This is a genomic window from Kribbella voronezhensis (assembly GCF_004365175.1).
GTDB lineage: Bacteria > Actinomycetota > Actinomycetes > Propionibacteriales > Kribbellaceae > Kribbella > Kribbella voronezhensis.
In genome coordinates this window covers 4,650,344-4,673,128 of record NZ_SOCE01000001.1, presented here as the reverse complement: position 1 = coordinate 4,673,128, position 22,785 = coordinate 4,650,344, and the positions used below count along the sequence as shown (strand labels likewise).

The 22,785-nt window shown below is 68.1% G+C and carries 28 protein-coding genes and 2 tRNA genes; 18 read left to right on the top strand and 12 right to left on the bottom strand.

The window, feature by feature from the left end; translation table 11 throughout:
• Positions 1–52: 52 nt before the first annotated feature.
• From EV138_RS21830 to EV138_RS21810, 5 genes are all read left to right on the top strand, one after another.
• On the top strand, positions 53–1,393 hold the full coding sequence (locus EV138_RS21830) for an NsdA family TPR-like regulatory protein (RefSeq protein WP_238158281.1): 1,341 nt from the start codon (positions 53–55) through the stop codon (positions 1,391–1,393).
• Positions 1,383–1,997: a 2'-5' RNA ligase family protein gene (locus tag EV138_RS21825; protein ID WP_133980684.1), complete on the top strand. Its 615-nt coding sequence runs from the start codon at positions 1,383–1,385 to the stop codon at positions 1,995–1,997. Before EV138_RS21830 ends, EV138_RS21825 begins: the two co-directional genes overlap by 11 nt.
• Before the next feature lie 309 nt (positions 1,998–2,306).
• The gene (locus tag EV138_RS21820; RefSeq protein WP_133980683.1) at positions 2,307–2,555 is read left to right on the top strand and encodes a hypothetical protein; all 249 of its coding nucleotides are present in this window, start codon (positions 2,307–2,309) and stop codon (positions 2,553–2,555) included.
• 191 nt (positions 2,556–2,746) lie between these two features.
• The gene (locus tag EV138_RS21815; protein ID WP_369410811.1) at positions 2,747–3,112 is read left to right on the top strand and encodes an ArsR/SmtB family transcription factor; all 366 of its coding nucleotides are present in this window, start codon (positions 2,747–2,749) and stop codon (positions 3,110–3,112) included.
• Positions 3,109–4,197: a cation diffusion facilitator family transporter gene (locus tag EV138_RS21810; RefSeq protein ID WP_133980681.1), complete on the top strand. Its 1,089-nt coding sequence runs from the start codon at positions 3,109–3,111 to the stop codon at positions 4,195–4,197. The genes EV138_RS21815 and EV138_RS21810 overlap by 4 nt, the downstream gene beginning before the upstream one ends.
• Before the next feature lie 25 nt (positions 4,198–4,222).
• On the opposite strand, the gene EV138_RS21805 is transcribed toward EV138_RS21810, so the two are convergent.
• From EV138_RS21805 to EV138_RS21795, 3 genes are read right to left on the bottom strand one after another with little or no spacing between them, the layout of a single operon-like run.
• On the bottom strand, positions 4,223–5,248 hold the full coding sequence (locus EV138_RS21805) for a UDP-N-acetylmuramate dehydrogenase (RefSeq protein ID WP_238158279.1): 1,026 nt from the start codon (positions 5,246–5,248) through the stop codon (positions 4,223–4,225).
• Positions 5,245–5,652, bottom strand: coding sequence for a MaoC family dehydratase (locus EV138_RS21800; protein ID WP_133980680.1), 408 nt, complete (start codon positions 5,650–5,652; stop codon positions 5,245–5,247). Before EV138_RS21800 ends, EV138_RS21805 begins: the two co-directional genes overlap by 4 nt.
• A complete protein-coding gene (locus EV138_RS21795) occupies positions 5,649–6,071 on the bottom strand; it encodes an FAS1-like dehydratase domain-containing protein (protein ID WP_112243332.1) in 423 nt (140 codons plus the stop codon). Before EV138_RS21795 ends, EV138_RS21800 begins: the two co-directional genes overlap by 4 nt.
• 81 nt (positions 6,072–6,152) lie before the next feature.
• On the opposite strand from EV138_RS21795, the gene EV138_RS21790 reads away from it, so the two are divergent.
• Positions 6,153–6,911, top strand: coding sequence for a hypothetical protein (locus tag EV138_RS21790; RefSeq protein WP_238158278.1), 759 nt, complete (start codon positions 6,153–6,155; stop codon positions 6,909–6,911).
• A 244-nt stretch (positions 6,912–7,155) separates the two neighbouring features.
• Here the strand turns inward: EV138_RS21790 and rpmG are convergent, their stop codons facing one another.
• The 3 genes from rpmG to EV138_RS21775 all read right to left on the bottom strand — a co-directional run bounded on the left by rpmG (position 7,156) and on the right by EV138_RS21775 (position 7,587).
• Complete coding sequence (gene rpmG, locus EV138_RS21785; RefSeq protein ID WP_112249091.1) at positions 7,156–7,323, bottom strand: 50S ribosomal protein L33; 168 nt, start codon at positions 7,321–7,323, stop codon at positions 7,156–7,158.
• A gap of 67 nt (positions 7,324–7,390) precedes the next feature.
• Positions 7,391–7,464, bottom strand: a tRNA-Met gene (locus EV138_RS21780).
• Positions 7,465–7,514: 50 nt separating this feature from the next.
• Positions 7,515–7,587: transfer RNA gene (locus EV138_RS21775), tRNA-Thr, on the bottom strand.
• A gap of 467 nt (positions 7,588–8,054) precedes the next feature.
• Between EV138_RS21775 and EV138_RS21770 the strand changes: the two genes are divergently transcribed.
• A complete protein-coding gene (locus tag EV138_RS21770) occupies positions 8,055–8,885 on the top strand; it encodes a M23 family metallopeptidase (RefSeq protein WP_133980679.1) in 831 nt (276 codons plus the stop codon).
• A 33-nt stretch (positions 8,886–8,918) separates the two neighbouring features.
• On the opposite strand, the gene EV138_RS21765 is transcribed toward EV138_RS21770, so the two are convergent.
• Positions 8,919–9,446, bottom strand: coding sequence for a GNAT family N-acetyltransferase (locus EV138_RS21765; protein ID WP_133980678.1), 528 nt, complete (start codon positions 9,444–9,446; stop codon positions 8,919–8,921).
• Positions 9,447–9,485: 39 nt separating this feature from the next.
• Here EV138_RS21765 and EV138_RS21760 point away from each other — a divergent pair, with 39 nt between their 5' ends.
• Entirely contained in the window at positions 9,486–10,052 is a 567-nt protein-coding gene (locus EV138_RS21760) for a helix-turn-helix domain-containing protein (RefSeq protein WP_133980677.1), read from the top strand.
• Here EV138_RS21760 and EV138_RS21755 read toward each other — a convergent pair.
• Positions 10,019–11,575, bottom strand: coding sequence for an FAD-dependent monooxygenase (locus tag EV138_RS21755; protein WP_133980676.1), 1,557 nt, complete (start codon positions 11,573–11,575; stop codon positions 10,019–10,021). The genes EV138_RS21760 and EV138_RS21755 overlap by 34 nt on opposite strands.
• A 77-nt stretch (positions 11,576–11,652) precedes the next feature.
• On the bottom strand, positions 11,653–12,267 hold the full coding sequence (locus EV138_RS21750) for a TetR/AcrR family transcriptional regulator (RefSeq protein ID WP_133980675.1): 615 nt from the start codon (positions 12,265–12,267) through the stop codon (positions 11,653–11,655).
• Between the two features lie 150 nt (positions 12,268–12,417).
• Here EV138_RS21750 and EV138_RS21745 point away from each other — a divergent pair, with 150 nt between their 5' ends.
• On the top strand, positions 12,418–13,626 hold the full coding sequence (locus EV138_RS21745) for a TerC family protein (RefSeq protein ID WP_133980674.1): 1,209 nt from the start codon (positions 12,418–12,420) through the stop codon (positions 13,624–13,626).
• 30 nt (positions 13,627–13,656) lie between these two features.
• Here EV138_RS21745 and EV138_RS21740 read toward each other — a convergent pair whose 3' ends face one another.
• Positions 13,657–14,133: a CGNR zinc finger domain-containing protein gene (locus tag EV138_RS21740; protein ID WP_133980673.1), complete on the bottom strand. Its 477-nt coding sequence runs from the start codon at positions 14,131–14,133 to the stop codon at positions 13,657–13,659.
• Between the two features lie 70 nt (positions 14,134–14,203).
• On the opposite strand from EV138_RS21740, the gene EV138_RS21735 reads away from it, so the two are divergent.
• The 4 genes from EV138_RS21735 to EV138_RS21720 all read left to right on the top strand — a co-directional run bounded on the left by EV138_RS21735 (position 14,204) and on the right by EV138_RS21720 (position 16,869).
• The gene (locus EV138_RS21735; RefSeq protein WP_202866789.1) at positions 14,204–15,067 is read left to right on the top strand and encodes an alpha/beta fold hydrolase; all 864 of its coding nucleotides are present in this window, start codon (positions 14,204–14,206) and stop codon (positions 15,065–15,067) included.
• A gap of 50 nt (positions 15,068–15,117) precedes the next feature.
• On the top strand, positions 15,118–15,510 hold the full coding sequence (locus tag EV138_RS21730; protein WP_202866788.1) for a VOC family protein: 393 nt from the start codon (positions 15,118–15,120) through the stop codon (positions 15,508–15,510).
• A 126-nt stretch (positions 15,511–15,636) separates the two neighbouring features.
• Entirely contained in the window at positions 15,637–16,470 is an 834-nt protein-coding gene (locus EV138_RS21725) for an RNA methyltransferase (RefSeq protein WP_238158277.1), read from the top strand.
• Between the two features lie 9 nt (positions 16,471–16,479).
• Positions 16,480–16,869, top strand: a complete 390-nt coding sequence (locus EV138_RS21720; RefSeq protein ID WP_238158276.1) for a VOC family protein — start codon at positions 16,480–16,482, stop codon at positions 16,867–16,869.
• A 5-nt stretch (positions 16,870–16,874) separates the two neighbouring features.
• Here EV138_RS21720 and EV138_RS21715 read toward each other — a convergent pair whose 3' ends face one another.
• On the bottom strand, positions 16,875–17,669 hold the full coding sequence (locus tag EV138_RS21715; protein WP_133980669.1) for a class I SAM-dependent methyltransferase: 795 nt from the start codon (positions 17,667–17,669) through the stop codon (positions 16,875–16,877).
• 173 nt (positions 17,670–17,842) lie between these two features.
• On the opposite strand from EV138_RS21715, the gene EV138_RS21710 reads away from it, so the two are divergent.
• Positions 17,843–18,139 carry a putative quinol monooxygenase gene (locus tag EV138_RS21710; RefSeq protein ID WP_166678654.1) on the top strand — a complete coding sequence of 99 codons (297 nt, stop codon included), beginning with the start codon at positions 17,843–17,845 and terminating at the stop codon, positions 18,137–18,139.
• Complete coding sequence (locus EV138_RS21705; RefSeq protein ID WP_133980667.1) at positions 18,136–18,936, top strand: isocitrate lyase/PEP mutase family protein; 801 nt, start codon at positions 18,136–18,138, stop codon at positions 18,934–18,936. Before EV138_RS21710 ends, EV138_RS21705 begins: the two co-directional genes overlap by 4 nt.
• A 50-nt stretch (positions 18,937–18,986) precedes the next feature.
• On the opposite strand, the gene EV138_RS21700 is transcribed toward EV138_RS21705, so the two are convergent.
• Complete coding sequence (locus EV138_RS21700; protein ID WP_133980666.1) at positions 18,987–20,315, bottom strand: AlkA N-terminal domain-containing protein; 1,329 nt, start codon at positions 20,313–20,315, stop codon at positions 18,987–18,989.
• 130 nt (positions 20,316–20,445) lie between these two features.
• Between EV138_RS21700 and EV138_RS21695 the strand changes: the two genes are divergently transcribed.
• From EV138_RS21695 to EV138_RS21685, 3 genes are all read left to right on the top strand, one after another.
• A complete protein-coding gene (locus EV138_RS21695; RefSeq protein ID WP_238158275.1) occupies positions 20,446–20,982 on the top strand; it encodes a P-loop nucleotide/nucleoside kinase family protein in 537 nt (178 codons plus the stop codon).
• 98 nt (positions 20,983–21,080) lie between these two features.
• Positions 21,081–21,773, top strand: coding sequence for an RraA family protein (locus EV138_RS21690; RefSeq protein WP_133980665.1), 693 nt, complete (start codon positions 21,081–21,083; stop codon positions 21,771–21,773).
• 35 nt (positions 21,774–21,808) lie between these two features.
• A complete protein-coding gene (locus EV138_RS21685; RefSeq protein WP_133980664.1) occupies positions 21,809–22,696 on the top strand; it encodes an aldo/keto reductase in 888 nt (295 codons plus the stop codon).
• The last annotated feature ends 89 nt before the right edge of the window (positions 22,697–22,785 follow it).

The following is a 22,785-nucleotide window of genomic DNA, read 5'->3' as shown; positions in this document are numbered from 1 at the left end:
AGAGGCGGTTTCGGCCGTCGCAGAACGTGGTTGGGCACCTACAGTTACCGCCATGTCAGAGGCCAACGGGTTGTTACGAGCCGCGCGGGAGCGGACACCGTCGCGGCGCGCGCCGGGTGAGTACATGTCCCGCGCCGAGCTCGCCGAGGCGGTCTGCAGCTGGTTGTGGGAGACGACCGGGATGCAGTACGACCTCGACGGGCACTACATCGCCAAGCTCGAACGCGGTGCCGTCCGCTGGCCGGGCGCGGCGTACCGATCGGGGCTGCGGCACGTGCTGAACGTCAGCAGCGACAGCGAGCTCGGCTTCATCCAGTCCGGTCCGGCCGGCTCCTTCGAGTCCGACCTGACGCACTGTTCGACGGCCGGACTGGCCGACGAGCTGATCGACGCCGGCGACGAGTCGATCACGATGCTCGCCCTCGCCGAGGAGTCCAACGTCGGCGACCTCACCGTCGAACAACTGCACGCCGACATCGAGCGGATCGCGCTGAACTACCTCAAGGTGCCGACCAAGCCGCTCTTCCAGCGCACCAAGGTGGTCCGCGACCGCGCGTTCAAACTGCTGTCCGGCCGGCAGCCACCGCACCAGACCCGCGACCTGTACGCCGCGGCCGGCTGGGCGATCACATTGCTCGGCTGGATGTCGGTCGACCTCGGCCGGCCCGACGTCGCCGAGAGCCACACCCGGACCGCCTGGGCGTGCGCCGAAGCCGCCGACTTCGACGAACTCCGCGCCTGGGTCCGCGCCACCCAGCACACCGCCGCGTTCTGGCAGGACGACTTCGCCCGCGCCGCCGACTACGCCCTGGACGGACTCCGGTACGCCGAGGGCACGGCGGCCCTGTTCCTCGCGAGCGTGGCCGCGGTCGACCTGGGCCGGATGGGGCGGATGGACGACGCCCGCGACGCGCTGGCCGCCGCGAAGCGGACCACGATCAACCCGGCCGTCACCGACCTCGGCGGCCCCTTCCGCTGTACGCCGGAACGCGCGGAGGGGATCTGGTCGGACGCGCACCTGACCCTCGGCGAAGCGCAGTACACGCTCCAGCACGCCGATCGTGGCGTCGCGCTGTTCGAGGCGGCTCCGCACGCCCTGCGCAACTACGGATCCGAGCGGATGGTCCGGTTGCAGCAGGTGAAGGGACGACTGGAGGTCGGCGAGCTCGACGGTGCCCTGGAAGCCCTGAGACCAGTGCTCGCCATTCCCTCGGAGTACAGGGTCCGGCCGTTGATCCACCGGATCAGCGAGGTCGCCGCGCTCACCCGGGGCGAGCGCTACGCCGAGGAGAGCAAGGCCCAAGCGATGTACGAGGGCATCCGTGAATTCGTCCGACGCCCGGCCGCCGACACGCGGCCGGATCGACTGATTGGAGTGACCGATGACCGATGAGGTCCGCGACCACTGGTACTGGCGACCCGGCTGGCGGGTCGGCCGATCCTTCTACACCTGGCATCTCACCTTCGCCGAGTCCGCGTCGGTGGTTGGCCTGGCCAACTCGTACGCCGACGTGCTGGCCCGGATGCCCGAGGTCACCCCGGTCCCGAAGCAGTGGCTGCACCTGACCATGCAGGGCGTCGGATTCACCGACCGGGTCCCGGACGCCGACCTGGACGAGATCGTCCTGGCGGCCGAATCACGGCTGGCCCGCCGATCCCCGTTCCAGGTGACGGTCGGCCCAGCCGTCGTCGACCCCGAAACGGTCCAACTCCCGGTCACCCCCGTCGCTCCCCTGCAAGACCTCCGCAACCGCATCCGAGCCGCCATCGGCGACGTCTGGGGCCTCGACGCGATCCCCGAGCTCCCCCAACTCAACCCCCACATCTCCCTCGGCTACTGGAACACCCCAGCCCCCGCCGCACCCCTCCGAGCCCTCCTCGCCCAAGCCCCGTCAGCCACCGCAACCACCACCATCTCGGCCATCTCCCTCATAACCCTCCACCGAGACCACCAATTGTACGAATGGACCACCCGCAAGACCCTCCCCCTCACCTGACCCGCCCTCGTACAGAACCACCCGTGCCTTCACTAGTCAGCGGCGTTCCCCGGCATGCGTTCGTAGACGAGAACAAAGCCCGCGGCCTACTGATGGCAGCCGCCACTTGTCCCGCCAACCACGTCAACGCCAGCCGTCGAGCGATCTCCGAGCTCCTGCTGCCGCGCCAACGACGCATTCACTTCCAGAAAGAATCCCCCGCTCGCCAACGCAAAGTCCTCTCAGCCATCGGCGAGTTGCCCCTCAGCGTCGACCTGTATCTGACCCCCAAAGTGAACTCCGACGGCCGCGCCCGTTGCCTGCGCGATCGTGGCCAACCTGTCCGCCAACGCCGAACGATTGGTCATCGAACGGGACGAGTCGACGCTCGAGTTCGATCGGCAGGTTCTCTTCCAGGCTGTACGCAGCTTCGGCTGCGCGGAAACCCTGCAGTACGAGCTCCTGGCACCTCACCTCGATCCCATGCTGTGGGTACCGGATGCCGTCGTCTGGGCCTGGGCGAAGGGCGGTGAGTGGCGTCAGTTGATCACGGCGCCTTGGGTCCTCAATCGCGTCTAGACGCGCAGAACCCGGCTCACCAACCGTCCGGATGGCTGCCGGGTTCACTTCTCAAGAGCTATTGCCCCGAGCAAGCATCAGCATACCCGATGTCAGCCGTCTCGCGGTTGGGGTTTGGGGCAGTGGAGTTCTATTATCTGCGTATGCGTGCAGATAGTGGAGGGCGTCGGCGGAGGTTGCCTGAAGATCAGGTGGATCTGGCGGTCGAGGTCTTCCGGATGCTGGCCGATGCGACCCGGATTCAGGTGTTGTGGGCGTTGATGGGCGGCGAACTGCCGGTCAACGAGCTCGCAAACCAGGTCGGGAAACCGGCGCCGTCGGTGTCACAGCATCTCGCCAAGCTCCGGATGGCGCGGCTGGTGCGAACCCGGCGAGAAGGCACGCAGGTCTTCTACCGGCTGGAGAACGATCACGTCGGCCGGCTCGTCGCGGACGCGATCTACAACGTCGAGCACGCCGGACCCGGCATCCCGGCTCACCACCTCGGCGACGAGGAACTGGCCCAACTGCACCCGGGCCGCGACCTCAGCACACCCGACGAACAGGCAGCCCGATGACGCACCAGCGCCCGCAAAGCCATCATCAAGACGCCTTCCACCAGGGGCATGCACATGACCACGGATGTAGGCCAGGCAGCGAACCAAGCCACGAGCACGGGCACGGCCACGGACACGGACATGGGGCGAAGGGTTGGCGGCAGTGGATTCGTCACGCGATCCGGCCGCATTCTCACGACGCCGCGGACTCGATCGACAGCGCGATCGAATCCAGCGCCGCCGGGATCCGGGCTGTCAAAGTCAGCCTCGTAGCGCTCGCCGTGACCGCCATCCTGCAACTGCTGGTCGTGACGGTCTCGGGATCGGTCGCGCTCCTGGCCGACACCGTGCACAACCTGTCCGACGCCTTCACCGCTCTGCCGTTGTGGATCGCGTTCGTCCTCGGCCGCCGGGCCGCGACCCGCCGCTACACGTACGGCTTCGGCCGGGCCGAAGACTTGGCCGGGTTGTTCGTCGTTCTGATGATCGGGCTGTCAGCTCTCGTCGCCGGCTGGGAATCGATCCGCAGGCTCATCGATCCGGTGACGGTCCACAACGTCGGCTGGGTTGCCGTTGCCGGTGTGATCGGTTTCGCCGGCAACGAAGCGGTCGCCGTCTACCGCATCCGGGTGGGCCGCAGGATCGGCTCGGCTGCGCTCGTCGCCGACGGTCTGCACGCCCGCACCGACGGCCTCACCTCGCTGGCCGTCGTACTAGGCGCAGCCGGAGTCGCCGCCGGATTCCCCCTGGCCGACCCCCTGATCGGCCTCGTCATCACGATCGCCATCCTCGCCGTACTGCGTACCGCGGGCCGCGACGTCTTCCGTCGACTGATGGACGCCGTCGACCCAGCCACCGTCGACACCGCCGAAGGCGCGCTCGCTGCGCTCCCTGGAGTTCGCTCAGTACGCCGCGTCCGCATGCGCTGGATCGGTCACGAGTTGCACGCCGACGTCGACCTGGTCATCGATGCCGACGACAGCACCCAGGCGCATTGTCTGGCCCACGACGCCGAACACGAACTGACCCACGCCGTACCGCGTTTGCGAACGGCCGTGGTGCACGCTTATCCGGCAACCCACGATCACCCGGCAGACGAGCGCTGACCCGAGCTACGCAGTACGGGGAAGGTCAGAGGGAGCAGTTCACCAGGACTGGTTCGTTGGTGAGGGTGATGCCGAAGGCCTGGTGGACTTCGGCGCGGACGTGGGCGGCCAGGGCGAGGATTTCCTTGGCTGTCGCGTCGCCGCGGTTGGTGAGGGCGAGGGTGTGCTTGGACGACACCGCCGCTCCGCCGATCGCGAATCCCTTGGCCACGCCGGCGTGCTCGATCAGCCAGGCCGCGCTCGTCTTCACGCGGCCGTCCGGCTGCGGCCATTGTGGCGCACCCGCCGGTACGTCGGCGGTCGCCTCGAGCATCGGGTTGGTGAAGAACGACCCGGCGCTCCACGTGTCGTGGTCCGCCTCGTCCAGCACCATCCCCTTGCTCCGGCGCAACCCGAGGACGGCCTCGCGGACGTCGGTCATCGGCGCCCGCTGACCCTGCTCGACGCCGAGAACCCGGGAGAGTTCGGCGTATCCGATCGGCGCGGACAGATCACCGAGTGGCAACTGGAAGGCGACCTCCAGTACGACGTACCGCGCAGGTTCGGCCTTGAATCGCGAAGTGCGGTAGCTGAACCCGCAGTCGGCCGCGAAGATCGTCCGGACCGCGTTGTCGACCCGGTCCCAGACCCGGACGGACGCGATCGTCTCGGCCACCTCGTGCCCGTACGCGCCGACGTTCTGCACCGGTGTCGAACCGGCCAGGCCGGGGATGCCCGACATCGACTCGAGCCCGGACCACTCCTCCGCGATCGCACGCTGGACGACCTCGTCCCAGTCCTCGCCGGCGGCGACGTGGATCATCGCGCCCGAACAGGCGTCCGCGTCGACCCGGATCCCGCGGTTGGCGACCTTGATCACGGTGCCCCGGAACCCGTCGTCGGCGATCACCACGTTGCTGCCACCGGACAGCAGCAACACCGGCTCGGCAGCGGCGTCCGCATCCCGTACGGCGGTGATCAGTTCTTCCTCGGTGGTCGCCTCGATCAGGCGATCAGCCGGCCCCCCGACCCGCAGGGTGGTCAGGTCGGCCAGACGCACATCAGTCTTCACGAGACGCGCACTACCGCCCTGGCCCGGCCGAGAACCTTCTCGTCGCCACAGACCGCGGTGATGTCGATCTCGGCCCGGCCGTCGGCGACCTTGTCGACCTTCGCCGAGAAGGTGATCGTGGCGCCCTTGTCGTCATCCGGTACGACGACCGGCTTGGTGAACCGTACGCCGTACTCGATCAGGTCGGCCGGGTCGCTCAGCCAGTCGGTCACCACGCGGGCGGCCGAGGCCATCGTGAGCATCCCGTGCGCGATCACGCCGGGCAGGCCGAGCGCGACGGCCATCCGGTCGTTCCAGTGGATGGGGTTGAAGTCGCCACTCGCACCGGCGTACCGGACGAGGTTCTCGCGGCGGACGGTGACCGTCAGCGGCGGCAGCTCGGTGCCGACCTCGACCGCGCTCACGAGTCCGCCCGGTTGTGCGAGACGGTCGCGGTGGAGGTGGCGAGCTGCTCGCCGTCGCGACCGGTCAGGACGGTCTCGTACATGATCACCTCGACGTCACCTGCTTTGCGGACGGTGGTGATGGTCGCCGTGGCGGCCACCTCGTCGCCGACCCGGATCGGCCGGACGTAGTTGAACTTCTGCGCGCCGTGCACGATCCGGTCCAGCCGCAGCCCGAGCTCCGGATCCGCCAGCAGCAGATCGAGCGCGGGCGCGCTGAGCACGAACGCGAAGGTGGGCGGCGCGACGGCGTCGTCACCCCGGTACGCCGGGTTGGGGTCGCCGATCGCCTCGGCGAATTCGCGGATCTTCTCCCGGCCGACCTGATAGGACTCGGCGGCCGTGTAGCTCCGGCCGACCATCGTGGCGTCGATCGTCATGGCCAGTAACCCTACTGGCAGACTGGGACACCGAGTGCCGCCACCCACTCTGCTGAGAACTCTCTGGGGAAGGCAGGACGTGTGACGGCAGGACGCGCGGGCGTGGCCGCTCTGGCCCAATACGCCCCTCGCTACGGCGTGGAGCTCGGCGAACCGACCGGTTCCGAGTGGCTACGGGTGGACCGGATCCTCGAACCGGACGGCCCGGAACTGACCGAGCTGCTCAAACGCGACCACGACGCAGGCGGCCATGTCAGCGACCACGCGGCCGCACTCAGCCTGATGTCCTTCTACGCCGGCCGAGCCCCGGCCACAGCCCTGCTGCTCTGGGCCCTCGAAGGCCGCGTACTGGACATCCGCCCCCACAACCTCTGGGTCCGCCCCCACGACGGCCACGGCATCGCATCGGTCGCCATCCGCTCAGCCCGCTTCCTCCCGGGAGGCCTGCAAACCCTGTACGACGTGGTGCTCGCTCAGCACCTCCTACCGCTGTCGCTTGAGCTGCACCGCCGTACCCGAGCCGGCCTCCGCCAACTCCACGGCGGCGTAGCCGCCGGCTGCGCCATGGCGTTCTGCGCCGCGACCCGCGAGGACACCACCATCGACGCAGCCTTCCTCCTGGAACGCTGGCAAACCTTCATCACCCGAGCCCCAGCCGGCCTCGCTCGCCTCGGCGACGTCACCACAGCCGCCAACAGACTCGTCTACCTCCGCAACACCTGCTGCCTCTACTACACCAGCACCACCAGCGCCGGCACCGTCTGCGGCTCCTGCTGCCTAACCCCACGAGCCGACCGGCTAGCTGCCTACAACGCCGGCAAACCGATCCTCACGGTCTAGGCCTTCGGGTACTGCGGCGGAAAGATCCCCCACGTACCTCCTACGTCGACGCTCCCGCCCGCCCCCGCGTCGCCTCACTCACTGCTTGGGCGGCGCGCTGGCATCAACCTCGAGAGCAGGCCGGATGCGGGTGGTTCAACGGCGAGACCTGGTCGGCACAGCTGACTCGGACACAGCGAAAAGGGCCGCTCCACAGTGGAGCGGCCCTTTCAGAGTGCTGGGGAACCAGCGGAAACTGCTGGGGTCAGCGGGTTTCGCGGTGGTCGGTGTGGTCGTTGCAGCGGGCGCAGTACTTCTTCAGCTCAAGACGGTCCGGGTCGTTGCGCCGGTTCTTCTTGGTGATGTAGTTGCGCTCCTTGCACACCGTGCAGGCCAGCGTGATCTTGGGGCGGACGTCGGTTGACTTAGCCACTGGTGCCTCTTCTTTTCAGGAGTGCGCAACTTGGGTGATCGCACTCTCGAGATACTGCGTTGGTGGGTAGCGGGGGCGGGAGTCGAACCCGCGACACCACGATTATGAGCCGTGTGCTCTAACCACCTGAGCTACCCCGCCAGAGAGTTCATCATCCCATCCGGCGGACCGGACGGGACAGTGATTCTCAGAGCCCCTTTACGGAATCGAACCGTAGACCTTCTCCTTACCATGGAGACGCTCTGCCGACTGAGCTAAAGGGGCGGGCCGAGGAGAGAGATTACACGGTCTGCAGCCCGATGCGAAATCGAGCAGTCCGAGCCGTGCGAGCCCCTCTTCCGACCCGAGAAGCATACCGGTTCCCGAACCCCGCGCCGACCACTTTTCGGGTCGACCCGACGACCTCCGAAACGATGCCCATAGCCAGTTCGAGGGGTCTTCGGCAGCTCCGACCCACGTGATCCCGGTCACGCCAACTTTCAACGACTTGGCGACCCGCCTCCCGCCTGACGAGCCACTGACCGCCCACCGAGCGACTACGGAAAGTCACCAGAATTGGTGATCTGATCGCAGTGCGCGTTTGAGGTCGTCGTGATCTCATCGTTATGGTCGATGAGCCGCTGGGGACGACCCTGGCGGCCACTCGACTCTGGAAGGCTCTCGTGTCCCCTCACCATGACGTGTCGGAAGCAGAACGCGCGACACCTCGCCGTTCGTCCGGCTCGCGTCGGGTGGCGAAGCACCGCCTGACCCGGCGGAACACCGTGCGCGGTGTTCAGCTCGTCGGTCTGACCGCGGCGCTCGCCGCGGCCGCCGGCACCACTGCGGTCGGCATCAGCTCGACCTCGAACGCCACCACCACGACCAGCAGCACCAGCGTGAATCCCTCGCTGGAGTCGATGACCGCCGCCCGGATCGAGCGCCGGCAGCTCGCCTCGCGAGACCTGTCCCGCTTCGACCTCTCACTGGCGGCGGCCAGCAAGAGCTCAGCCGCCCAGCTCGCCGCGGCCCGGGCAGCCAAGCTCAGCGCGACAGAGACGCTGACCGCGCGCCGGGCGATCGCGCTCCGGGCAGCCAAGGAGGCGGCCGCTGCCAAGGCCGCCGCTCTGGCCAAGGCCGCTGCCGCCGCGAAGGCAGCCGCCGCAGCGAAGGCCGCGGCCGCGCCGAAGGTCGTCCTCCCGACCACCGGCTACCACCTGACCGCCCGCTTCGGCCAAGGCGGCGGGCGCTGGGCGCACAACCACACCGGCCTCGACTTCGCCGCGCCGATTGGTACGCCGATCGTCTCGGTGATGGCCGGCGAAGTGATCCAGGCCGACTTCGAGGGTGCCTACGGCCGGCAGGTGAAGGTTCGCCATGCCGACGGCACCGTCACGTCGTACAGCCACATGTCCGAGTTCACCGTGTCGGTCGGCGACAGCGTCGCGGCCGGCGACCAGGTCGGCGCGGTCGGCGTCACCGGCAACACGACCGGGCCGCACGTGCACTTCGAGGTCCTGCCCGGCGGCGGCGACCCGATCGACCCCGAGCCCTGGCTCCGCGAGCACGGCCTCAACCCGTAATTCGCAGTACGGCGAAGTGCCGGCGGGCTGAGGTCAGCGCGGTTCCGCCGGCGGGTTGGGTGAGGTCGCCAGGGGGCGTTGGGTCCAGGCGACGTCGTGCCAGGCGTCGAGTTTCCAGCCGATGTTCCGGTAGGTGCCGATCGGCTCGAAGCCGAGCGCGGCGTGCAGTCCCACGCTCGCGTCGTTCGGCAGCGTCATCCCCGCGACCGCGGTCCGGTAGCCGCGTTCGGTGAGCCGCTCGAACAACGCCTCGTACAACGCCCGCCCGCCACCGGTCCGGCGCCGGCCGAGTTCGAGGTAGATGCTCACCTCGCAGGACCATCGGTACGCCGCGCGCGGCTTCATCGGAGTTCCGTAGGCATACCCGACGACCCGGCCGTTGTCCTCCAGCACCAGCCAGGCGTGGGTCTCGCGATACCTGGCGATTCGCTCGGCCATCTCGGCCGCCGTCGGCGGCTCGATCTCGAAGGTGATGGCAGTCTCGAGGACATACGGCCGGTAGATCTCGGCACAAGCTTCGGCGTCCAGTTCCGTCGCATCCCTGATCAGCAAAGTCTGCATGTCACGATAGTAGCCATAGATGCCGCTATAGTGGCAAGCATGGAAGATCCGCTGTCCGCCTCGCTCGCGTCCGCCGTGCAGCAGGCCCGGGTCGCGCTCGATCTGTCGGTGAACGCCCTGGCCGAGCGATCCGGCGTCTCCCGCGCGATGATCGGCAAGATCGAGCGCGGCGAGGCGCAGCCGACCGCAGTACTGCTCGGACGTCTCTCCGGTGCGCTCGGCATGACCTTGTCCGAGCTGGTCGCCCGAGCCGAGGAAGGTACCGGCGAACTGCTCCGCCGGGCCGCCGACCAGCCGGTGTGGACAGATCCGGCGACCGGCTATCGGCGCCGGGCCGTCTCCCCCGTCACCGACGGCCCCCTCGAACTGGTCGAGGTCGAACTCCCGGCCGGCGCCTCCGTCTCCTACCCGGCCGACGCCTACATCTTCAAGTACCAGCAGATCTGGGTCCTCGACGGCCACCTCCGCTTCCACGAGGGCCCGGTGGTCCATGACCTGGCGGCCGGCGACTGCCTCCAACTCGGCCAACCCTCGCCGACCACCTTCGAGAACCCCGGTACGGCGGACTGTCGCTACCTGGTCGCCTTGGTCAAAGGCCGCGGCTGAACCCGTACTGCGAACCAGCGCTCGAGCGCGTCGCCAAGTGCCTCCCGCTCGGCCGGCCCGTCGGCATCGGCAGCCCAGGCCACATACCCGTCCGGCCTGATCAGCAAGGCCACCGGCTGCCCGGGACCCGCTCCTTGGCCGGCGACGACCTCGATCCGGTCGGCTTCGGCAAGCAGCTCCGCGAAGCCCGCGTTCTCGGTGAGGTCGATCAACAACGGCCGAGCACTGCGGGTCAACTCGGCCAGCCGACTGGAGCGACCGGAAGCCTCGGAGATCACCAGATCCGGCGCCCACCGGCCGACCAGCGGATGCCCGCCGCCGCCGTACCGGATGTCCGCGCCCGACATCAGGTCCGCGAGGTGCTGAACGTTGGCCGGATTGTCGAGCAGTTCCGTCATCAACTGCCGCAACGCCGTAACTTCTTTGCCTGGGGCAATCAATGCGCTCTGCGCCTGGGTGTGCATCACCACCCGCTCGCCGACCGGCCGCCGCTCGGACTCGTAGGTGTCGAGCAGACCCTCGGGCGCCCAGCCCTGGAGCTCGGCGGCCAGCTTCCAGCCGAGGTTGACGGTGTCCTGCAGACCCAGGTTGAGTCCCGGACCACCGATCGCCGAGTGCACGTGCGCGGCGTCACCGACCAGTAGCACCCGGCCCTCGCGGAACCGGTCGGCCAGCCGACTGTTCCCACCTTCGACCCGCCGCAACTGGTGCGGCCCGTCGCCTTCCGGCGGACTGAGTTCCAGCTCGACGCCGAGGATTCGCTCGGCACTTTCCTGTACTTCGGCGAGTGTCACCGGGTCATCCCCCGGCGCAACGCGCCGTTCCGCAGTACTGATCAGCGGCGGCCCACTCGGGAAGGGTGCGTAGACGAAGACACCGCGCTCGGTCCGGTGATGCATGAACGGTGGGATCTTGCCGTAGCCGGGGATGCTCAGCTCGCCGCGCGGGTCGACGAGTTCGGCGGCGACCGTGGCATGCGCAGTACGGGAGACCGTGTCGTCGTGAGTGACGCCCGGGAAGTCGATGCCCGCGAGCTTGCGGGTGAGGCTGTGGCCGCCGTCGGCGCCGACCAGGAAGCGCGAGGTGAGTTCGTACGATCCGTCCGGGCCGTCGATCTGGATCCGGACGGCGTCGGCATCCTGGGTGAAGCCGGCCAGTTCGTGACCGCGACGGATCTCGACTCCCAGCTCCAGCGCTCGCTCCTGGAGCACCTGCTCGATCCGGACCTGGGGAGCCTGCAGCAGGTAGAGCGGGTTGTCGGCGAGGCGGCTCAGTTCCAGGGGCAGCGCGCCGAAAACGAACCGGGGCGTCGGCACCGGCACCGGCTGGCCCGGGTTCAGCCGTTCGTACAGGCCTCGCCGGTCGAGCATCCGGACGACCTGGCCGACCAGGCCGTTAGCCCGCGGGACAGTACTGCGTTCCGGCAGCCGCTCGAGCACGATCGCGCCGACGCCGGCCAACTTGAGTTCGCCGGCGAGCATCAGACCGTTCGGTCCCGCACCTGCGATGACGACTTGTTCCATGATCGGTCCTTCTTTCCAGGATTTGGGCGTAGCTGACCGCCCCGGGGACCGCCCGGGGTGGCTGGTGGTACTGGAGGTCAGGCCGGCGGCCGAGGCTCCGGGAGGCCGGCGGTCAGCAGGTCGAGAGCTTCATGGAGCAGTTCGGCCAGCGGCCTCGGCGGATCGGCGCGCTGCCATTCCTCCGACACCGTCGCGACGGCCGCACTGAACGCGGCCGCGACCAGCCGCGGATACAGGCCGGTGGATCCGGTCCGGTCGGCGACCGCCTTGGCGAAGTCCTCCTGCACCTGCGCGTGCGCCTTCGCCAACTCGCCGCGCAGGGCCGGCTCGGTCCCCATCAACCGCACCCCGGCGAGCCATTGATCATCGGGCGGCAGCGCGGTCCCCTGCTCGGGCTGACCGAGCAGGTAGTTCTCCTCGACCGCTGCCCGGATCGCCACCCACAACGGCTCGTCGGCCGGACGGGCCCGGAGCCCGTCGGCGATCCGGGTGATCCGGTCGACCTGGCGGGCGGCGATCGCCTCCGCCTTGTTCGAGAAGTAGTTGCGGAAGGTCCGCAGCGAGACACCGGCCTCGGCGGCGATGTCCTCGACCCGGACATTCTGATAGCCGCGCTCCACCGTCAACCGGATCGCCGCCCAGCTCAGCGCGATCCGCGTCTCCCGCTTCTTCTGCTCCCGCAAACCGTCCATGCACCTCACCGTAACAAAACTTGCCGAAAGTGCAAAGATGCCTTTTAGGCAATTTCTTGGAGCAGTCCTCATCCGCGGTCGGCACGTGATTGGCTGGTGTCCGTCCTGCCGAGCCCGCGTCCCGGGCCCCTCGTGATCGGAACCTCGACGATGACCGTTTCCCCGCTGGCCTGGATCCTGACGGTCGCGGCGATCCTGGCCCTGCTGGTGTTCGACTACGTGTTCCACGTCCGGACCGCACACGTCCCGACCACCCGGGAGGCGGCCGGCTGGTCCGCCCTGTACGTCGGGATCGCGCTGCTCTTCGGCGTCGGGACGCTGGTCCTCGGCGGCAGCTCGATGGGCTCGGAGTACTTCGCCGGCTACATCACCGAGAAGGCACTGTCGGTCGACAACCTGTTCGTGTTCCTGATCATCATGGGCAGCTTCCGGGTGCCGCGGGAGAACCAGCAGAAGGTGCTGCTGGTCGGCATCGTCATCTCACTGGTCTTCCGGACGGCGTTCATCCTGCTCGGCTCGGCGTTGATCAACCAGTTCGCCTGGGTCTTCTACCTGTTCGGGCTGGCCCTGCTGGTCACCGCCGGCAACATGTTCCGGCCGCAGACCGAGGAGTCGCACTCGGCCCAGAACATCATCGTCAGGTTCGCCCGCCGGCTGTTCCCGACCACCGACGGCTACGACGGCGACCGGCTGTTCACCCGGCTCGACGGCCGCCGGGTGATGACCCCGATGCTGCTGGTGATGGTGGCCATCGGCGGCACCGACCTGATGTTCGCGCTGGACTCGATCCCGGCGATCTTCGGGCTCACCCAGAACGTCTTCGTGGTGTTCAGCGCGACCGCGTTCAGCCTGCTCGGCCTGCGCCAGTTGTACTTCCTGCTCGACGGCCTGCTGGACCGGCTGATCTACCTGTCCTACGGACTGGCCGCGATCCTGGCGTTCATCGGCACCAAGCTGATCCTGCACGCACTGCACGAGAACAACCTGCCGTTCGTCAACGACGGCGAGCCGATCAAGGTCGTCGAGATCAGCACCGGACTGTCGCTGGTGGTCATCCTGGTCGTGCTGCTGATCACGATCTTCGGCTCGCTCTTCAGCACCCGCGGCCGCACCCAGACCGCGATGGCCAACGTACGCCGGGACGCGACCGCCTACCTCGACGCCGAGTACACCGACGATCCGGCCGAACGCGAGCGCATCTACCGCCGGCTCCTGGACTCCCGCGACCACATCATCGCCCTCGGCCCGAAGGCCAAGCAGATCGTCAAGAACGAGCCCGAACTCCTCGAACTCTGCGCCCGCGCCTCGGCCAGCCACGAAGCCTCGGCCGCGGCGACGGGCACGCCGCACCGGCACTAGTCGCGCAGCCGCGCTAGTCGTGCGGCCGCGCTAGTCGTGCAGCCGCGCCTGGTGGCGGCGCGCCTTGAGCCGGTTGCCACAGGTCGACATCGAGCACCAGCGACGCGCATTCGCCTTGCTGCGGTCGATCAAGAACAACCTGCATTCCGCGTCGTTCTCACAGGGCCGCAACCTGTCCTTCACCTCAGCCCACGCCAGCACGGCTCTCGCCGGGAATCGCGCACCCTCGAGCCGCCACCGCACCCCGTCGGCTGATACCACCACCACCTGCCGCACATCGCGCACGTACTTCTGCAGACTTCCAGCGGACGCTTCCCCCCGTACTACGGCGGCGACGGCATCCCGTACTTCGCGCGCAGCCGCCGGCGGACCCGGAATGCCACGCTCGCGCAACCAGCCGGTCGCGCCCGACCCACGCAGCGCGTCGGTCGGCACCCCGTCGACGATCGGTGCCGAGTTCAGCAGCTCCAGCAGCAGCCCCACATCAGAGCTAACCAGATTGGACATGTTGACAGGTTACACCGGCACGGTGTTTGCTGTCCGCCGTAACCAGATAAATCTCTTGAAGGGGTTAGTGATGACCGTTCACCACCGGACCGTCGAGGTCGAGGGGCACGAGATCTTCTACCGCGAGGCGGGGCCCGTCGACGCGCCCGTGCTGCTGCTGTTGCACGGGTTTCCGACCAGCTCGCACATGTTCCGCGACCTGATCCCGAAGCTGGCGGACAAGTACCACGTGATCGCGCCCGATCACCTGGGCTTCGGCTATTCGGCGATGCCGCCGGCAGATGCTTTCGGCTACAGCTTCGCCAGGCTCGCGGAGATCACGACGGCTTTCACCGAGAAGCTCGGCCTCACGGCGTACGGGCTTTATGTGCAGGACTATGGCGCGCCGATCGGGTGGCGGATGGCGCTGGCGCATCCGGAGCGGATCACGGCGATCGTGACGCAGAACGGGAACGCGTACGAGGACGGCATCGTCGAGGCGATGTGGGCGGACATCGTTGCCTATGACGCCGATCCGACGCCGGAGAACGCTGGCGCGGTGGGCCGGATGCACAGTGAGGCGATGGTGAAATGGCAGTACCAGCACGGGGTGCCGGACCAGACGCTGCTCAGCCCGGACGCCTGGCAGCACGATCTTTCCCTGCTGAGCCGGCCCGGCGCCGATCAGGTGCAGGTGGACCTGGCCCGGACCTATCTGACGAACTTCGCGCTGTACCCGAAGTTCCAGGAGTACTTCCGCACCAGCCAGGTCCCGCTGCTCGCGGTGTGGGGCGAGAACGACGAGATCTTCCCACCCGCCGGCGCCAAGGCTTTCCGACGTGACCTCCCCGACGCCGAGGTCCACCTCCTCCCCACCGGCCACTTCGCGCTGGAGACCCACGCCGCCGAGATCGCCACCCTGATCGACGGCTTCCTCACCCGGACCCTCGGCTGAAGGTGCCGCGCTGATGTCGAAACGGTGACCTGGGTACCGACGTTGCAGAGGTGAGCGGCCATTCCGGCCGCCCTGACCAGAAGAGGCGATGGACGATGGAGATCAAGGCCGTACTCGCAGTGCTCCCGGTCACCGAGATCGGACCGGCAACCGAGTGGTACGAGTCGTTCTTCGGACGCCCCGCGGACAGCCGGCCGATGGACAGCCTGGCCGAATGGCACCTGAGCGATCAAGCAACCGTCCAGGTCTTCGAGGACCCCGGCAAGGCCGGGCGGACCGCCGTCAACTTCTTCGTCGACGACCTCGACACCGCCCGCTCCACCCTTTCGGCCGCAGGCATCACCACCACCGACCCCACGGAAGTCGCACAGGGCCGCCAACGCCTCGCGACCACCGCCGACCCGGACAACAACCAACTAGGCCTCCTCCAACACCTCACCTGACCACACGCCAAGGCATGGTCACCCGGGCGGGCTGCTTCGCACCGCCTTCCTTCCCGTCGTCTGATCCGTGGTGTCGACCTCCGCAGCCGGGGTTGCTCGTAGGGTGGGGTGATGGCAGGTGTGCGGGTGAGTAGCCGGAACGCGCGGTTTCAGGTGTGGCAGGCGTTGCTCAGCAATCGGAACAAACGGCAGCGGGCCGGTGAGTTCCTGGTGCAGGGGGTCCGGCCGATCAGCGTCGCCGTCGAGCGCGGCTGGCCGATCCGGGCGCTGATCCACGACGCCGACCGGCCGTTGTCGCGCTGGGCGCAGGACCTGCTGCGCGAACAGCGCGGCGCCGAGCGCGTCGGCATGACCGCGGACCTGCTGGCCGAGCTCGGCGAGAAGGACGAAGCCGCACCCGAGGTCATCGCGGTGATGGAGATGCCACCGGACGACCTCGACCGGATCCAGGTCGGCCAGGACTTTCTCGGCGTCGTCTTCGACCGGCCGACAGGACCGGGCAACATCGGTTCGATCATCCGCTCCGCCGACGCGTTCGGCGCCGACGGGCTGATCGTCACCGGGCACGCCGCCGACGTGTACGACCCGAAGTCCGTGCGCGCGAGCACGGGCTCGATCTTCGCCCTGCCGTCGGTCCGGGTCCCGTCGCAGCGCGAAGTGATGGAGTGGGTGGCGAAGCGCCGTACGGAAGGTGTTCCGCTCGTGATCGTCGGCACCGACGAGCACGGCACGGTCGACATCTTCGACCACGACCTCACCCAGCCGACGCTGCTGCTGATCGGCAACGAGACCTCCGGCCTGAGCGCCGCCTGGAAGGACCTCGCGGACCAGCTCGTGCGGATCCCGATGACCGGTTCGGCGAGTTCGCTCAACGCGGCCAACGCCGCGACGGCCGTCCTCTACGAAGCTGCCCGGCAGCGTGCCCATTCGTCCAAGACGGATGCCGGCGGCAACACCTAACCTCACCACATGACTGCATCCGTACGACCCCAGCCGATGATCGCCGTGTCCGACGTGGAGAAGAGCAGCGCCTGGTACTGCGAACTGCTGGGCGCGGCGAGCGGCCACGGCGGACCGGAGTACGAACAGCTCCTGGTCGACGGGGAGCTCATCCTCCAACTCCACAAGCTCGAAGTCGGCCATCACCATGGTGCGATCGGCGACCCAGAGGTTGCGCTGGGCAACGGTGTGGCGCTCTGGTTCGAGGTCGACTCCCTGGAAGCCGCAGCCGCTCGGGCCCGGTCAGCCGGTTTCACGATCCAGACCGACCTCCACCACAACCCGAACGCAGGCCACCAGGAGCTCTGGCTCCGCGACCCGGACCACTTCCTCGTAGTACTGTCCGATCCCGCTGCCTGATCAGCTCAGGCCGTAGCGAGGATTTCGCCGTGTAGCAAGGAGATCCAGGCGTCGGGCGTCGTCGACCAGGTCTGCCACGCGGCCGAGATCCTTTGCAGCGTCGACTCCGGTACGCCGTCCGCGCGGGCCTGGTGGGCCATCGCCGACTCGAGGATCCGGTCGGCCCACATCCCGCCCCACCAGGCGCGATCCTCGTCGTTCGCGAAGGTCCAGTTGCTCGCGGTCGACTCGACGTTCTCGAAGCCCGCTTCCAGTGCCCAGGACAGCAGCCGGCGACCGGCATCGGGCTCGCCTCCGTTGGCCCGCGCGAGTCGCTGGTACAGCTCCATCCACTCGTCCAACTCGGGCAGCAACGGATACCAGGCGAAGGCGCGGTAGTCCGAGTCGCGCGCGGCGACGATCCCGCCCGGCTTGCAGACCCTGCGCATCTCCCGCAACGCCTGGACCGGATCGGCCACGTGCTGCAGGACCTGGTGCGCGTGCACCACGTCGTACGAGTCGTCCGGGAGGTCCAGCTGGTGCACGTCACCCACGACGAACTCGACCTTGATGTCGAGCTCGGCGAAGGTCGATCGAGTGACGTCGAGCGCCGACTCGCTTGCTTCGAGGGCAGTGGTCGGGCCCGGCTGAATGAGACGGGCGAGGTCGGCGGTGATGGTGCCGGGACCTGCGCCGACGTCGAGCAAGGACATGCCGGGACGAAGGTGGGTGAGCAGGTAGCCGGCCGAGTTCTCCGCGGTCCGCCAGCGGTGCGAACGCAGGACCGATTCGTGGTGGCCGTGCGTGTAGACGTTGTTCATGGTTCGCCCTCTCCGCGTCGTCGTTGACCGCCTCAGACTAACCGAAGATCTTGCTTAGTGAGACATATCGTCTTGCATAGTGATACTTCATCCATGACCGAATATGGCCAGACCGGAGGTACCCGCACGGGCGAGGCTTGGGGCAGCGAAACAACCACCCCAGGAGGACGAAAGTGCTTGCCAAGGTATTTCCGATCAAGTTGAAGGACGGCAACCAGGCGAAGGCCGAGGAACTCGTCCAGGTGTTCGCGCCGCAAGGCCCCGGGCAGGAGGAGGGCACCCTGTCCTTCCGCGTGTACCGCGACCCGGCGCAGCCGGACTACCTGCTGTTCGTGGAGCACTTCGCCGACCAGGCGGCGTACGACGCGCACACCGGTTCGGCGGTGTACAAGGAGCTCATCGCGGGCCGGTTCGCGGACCTGATCGTCGAGTTCGTCGAGATCGATCACGAACTGGTGGTGAGCTTGTGACCATCGATCGATTGGCGCAGGCACGCGAACTGCAGGCGCTGCATCGGCAGCCGCCGCTCGTCCTGCCGAACGCCTGGGACCCGGGCTCGGCGCGGGCGATCGAGGCCGCGGGCGCGAAGGCGATCGCGACGACCAGCGCAGGTGTTTCGTGGGCCGACGGTGTCACGGATGCCGGCGGACTCACCCGGACGGCCGCCCTCTCGGCGCTGCGCCGGATCGTCTCCGTCGTCTCGGTGCCGGTCACGGCAGACATCGAGGGCGGGTACGGCGGGTCGCCGGCTGAGGTCGGCGAGACGGTGGCCGAGGTGATCGAGATCGGTGCCGTCGGCATCAATCTCGAAGACAGCTCGGGCGGTGCGCTGATCGACCCGGCCGCACAGGCGGAACGGATCGCGGCCGCCCGGGCTGCCGCGGACGCGGCCGGTATCGAGCTCTGCATCAACGCACGGATCGACACGTATTTCTTCGGCGATCCGGCGGACACGGTCAAGCGCGCCGCAATCTACACCGAGGCCGGCGCGGACGTGCTGTTCGTTCCTGGCTTGCTCGATCCCGCAGCGATTCGCGAACTCGTCCCGCAACTCGCCCGGCCGCTCAATCTGATGGTCGGCCCGGGTGCGCTCACCGTCGCAGAACTCGTCGACCTCGGCGTCACCAGAATCAGCGTCGGCCCAGCCATCACCGCCGGCGCCTACGGCCTGGCCGCGGGCGCTGCCGAAGAGCTCCTCACCCACGGCACCTACAACCTCCTCAAAGCCGCCGCGGGTTACGCCAAACACAACAACCTCCTCCACTGACAGCACCTGGCCGCCGCCACCCACCGCGGGTGACGGCGGCCGTCTGTCTGTCAGGCGGTTTGTTCTGCGGCCTCCAACTGCATCGTGGCGAGCGCGCGCCACGGGCGCCATTCCTCGTTGGGCTCCTTCGTCTTCGGTGAAGCATCGCGAGCACCGAGCCGCAACGCGATCCACTGAGCCGCCGTCTCACTCACACCGTCGATCGCCAGCAACGCGCCGGTCAACTCCTCCAACGGCGCACACGCCGCCAACGACAAGTTGCCCTCAGCAACTTCACCGGCGAGGGCCCTGACCGTCCGGCCCACCTCCTCCGGTACGCCGTACAGCTCCGCCCCGGCCACCGCCTCTGCCGACGGAAACGCATGCGTCAACCCGAACCCCAGCCCACTCACCACCACCCCCGCCCCCTCAACCACCCGCCTGAGCACTTCCGCCCCCATCGCCGGCGTCATGAGCGCCGGATGGTGCGTGACAACTGCTTGTATGGCGACTTCAAAAGGACCCCAAGCGCCGGGAACTCGCACCCCCGGGCGGGCCTTGATGAGTGGGCCGATGACGGGGTCGCCGGCGAGTTGAGCGGTCGCGAGGATCGGTTCGGTGGTCAGCCCGACGAGGCAGCCGGCTCGTTCGACCACGTGGATCGCCCCTTCCCAGTAAGGAAGATGAGCCTTCAGCAGCAGATGATCGACACCTCCGGGCCCGATCTCCAGCATCCCCAGGTCGCCGTCGAGCGCGATCGTCCGGCGATAGACACCATCGACGACCGACTCGACTCCCGGCACCGCGTTCCTGGCGAGGAACGCGGTCATCGCGTCCCAGTCGTACGGCGGCGAGTACGGCATACGCAGTACGAGACCACCGTCCGCGGCCAGCCGGTCCGAGCGGCGACGCCGTTCGCGCAGCTCCCGCGGCGTCGCGCGGAACACCTCCCGCATCGCCCGATTGAACTGCCGAAGACTCCCGAATCCGGAGGCGAAGGCGATGTCCGCGATCGTCAACTCCGAGTCGTCCAGCAACCGCCTGGCGAAATGCGCCCGCCGGGACCGCGCGAACTGATCCGGCGTCACGCCGAGATGATCGTTGAACAGCCGCCGCAGATGTCTCGCCGACATCCCCAGTTGCGCGCCGAGCGCGGTCTCGTCCGCGGCGTCGAGGACGCCCGAGATGATCAGCTGCACCGCGCGGCACACCAACTCGGGCGCGTCGTCCGCGACGGTCCCCGCTACCCGGTACGGCCGGCACCGCAAGCACGCGCGATACCCCTCGGCCTCAGCCGCGGCAGCCACTTCGAACGTCCGCACGTTCTCCGCCAACGGCTTCGCCCCACACCCGGGCCGACAGTAGATCCCGGTCGTCCGCACCGCCGAATACGTAGTCACACCTTCACTCCACCCACCCGATCCCCACCGCCCGACCAACCCGGCCGCATCCCTGACACTAGGCAAACCCACCGACACTTCCCACCTGTTCGGCCGTACTCGCAAGGCTTCCACGCGTTAGGGTGCGGCGGTGCGTTCGAAGCCGATGCTTGTGGTGATCAGTGGGCCGCCCGGGACGGGGAAGACGACGCTGGCGCACGAGGTCGCGCGGGCGATCGGCTGTCCGGCGATCTGCCGCGACGAGATCAAGGAAGGCATGGTCCACGCGACGACCGACTTCGCGCCGGGCGACTCGGATCCGCTCAGCCTGCGCACGCTCGCCACGTTCTTCGACGTGATCGGCCTGCTGATCGACCGCGGTACGACGGTCGTCGCCGAAGCCGCCTTCCAGGACCGCCTCTGGCGCCCCGGCCTGACCCCGCTCCTCGACTCGGCCGACCTCCGCATCATCCGGTGCACGGTCTCCCCCGACGTCGCCCTGGACCGAATCACCACCCGCGCCGCCGCCAACCCGCTCCGCAGAGCCCACGAAGTCACGCCCGACCTCGACGCCCACCGCCGCACCCACACGACCTACGACCCGATCACCCTGCCCGTCCCCACTCTCACGGTCGACACCACCGACCAACCACCCCTCGCCGAAATCCTCGCCTTCCTCGACCACTAGCCCCGCGGCTCGCGACCGCGACGCAGTACGGCGGAACTGTGGTGCCGTATCGATTCGCTGACTAAGGTCAGGCAATCAGCGAGCGAAGGGGACGAGTCATGGCGGAACTTCACGAGCGGTTCGCAAAGCTGACGTGTGCCCACGTCGCCGATGCCTGTCTTCGGTTGCACATCCCGGTCCGGACGGTTTCTCTGACCGCCGTGTTCCCAGCCCGGATCGCCGGGCGGGTGCTGCCGGTTCAGCACGTGGGTAGCGTCGACATCTTCCTGGAGGCATTCGGGTCGGCAGCGCCAGGCGACGTACTGGTCGTCGACAACGCTGCCCGACGGGACGAGGCCTGTGCAGGTGACCTGGTCGCCGCGGAGGCCAAGGCGGCCGGTCTTTCCGGTCTCGTTCTGTGGGGGTTGCACCGCGACACCGTCGACATCAAAGAGATCGGCCTGCCCGTCTACAGCCTCGGCGCGATGCCGACCGGCCCGCTCCGCCTCGACCCGCTGCCGTCGGACGCGCTGGAGTTCGCGACCGTCGGCGAATGGACAGTCACGCGCGACGACGTAGTACTGGGCGACGAAGACGGCATCACCTTCGTCCCGGCCGATCGCGTCGACGAACTCTTCGGCCTCGCCGAATCGATCCGCGACACCGAACGCCGTCAGTCCGAACTCATCAAAGCCGGTACTACGTTGCGCGAGCAGCTGGGTTTCGACGCTTACCTCGCGGCCCGAGCCGAGCGGCCGGGGCTGACGTTCCGCGAGCACCTCCGCGGCGTCGGCGGCGCGATCGAGGAATGACCTGCGCCGTTGGACCTGCGCACTAGGGTCGAGGAATGGCTGCTGACCTTTCCGCGACTGCCGCGGGTACGTGGACTCTGGGCGATCTCACCGTCAACCGACTCGGGTTCGGCGCGATGCGCATCACCGCGAACCCGGATCGCGAAGTGGCCATTCGGGTACTACGTCGTGCGGTCGAGCTGGGCGTGAATCACATCGACACGGCTGCGTTCTACCGTTCGCCCGGCGGCACCCTGGGAGTCGGCGAGGGGCCGGAGCGGTTTGCCAACGAGCTGATCCGCGAGGCGCTCTCGCCGTACCCGGAAGGTCTTGTCATCACCACCAAGGTCGGCCCGGGCGTCGACGAGCGCGGGTTCTACAACGCGACCACGCCGGCCGAACTGCGAACCCAGGTCGAGGAGAACCTCCGCCAGCTCGGCCGCGAGCACCTCGACGTGGTCAACCTGCGGATCATGAACCGGCCCGGCGAATCGATCGCCGACCGCTTCGGCTGGCTCACCGAACTGCGCGACGCCGGGTTGATCCGGCACCTCGGTATCTCCAACGTCAGCCCCGCTCACCTCGACGAGGCGCAGGCGATCGCACCTGTCGTCTGCGTCCAGAACAGCTACAGCATCGACACCCACCGCGAGGACGACAAGTTCCTCGGTCTCTGCGGCGAACGCGGCATCGCCTTCGTCCCGTTCTTCGCGATCGCCGGCTCGCAACGCGAAGGCGGCCCGACCACCGACCACACCGCGGCCATCGAGGCTTTAGCTGCCGCCCACGACGCGACCCCCGCCCAGATCCGCCTCGCCTGGACCCTCCACCAAGGCCCCCACGTCCTAGCCATCCCCGGCACCGGCAACCCCACCCACCTGGCCCAGAACATCGCCACCGCCGCCCTCCACCTCACCCCCGAAGAACTCGCCACTCTCAACTGAAGACAAGCAATCACCTTTCAACTGAAGACGAGTTGTCACTTTTCACCTGAAGACGAGTTGTCAGCTTTCGCTCGCCACCTGCGTCGCCG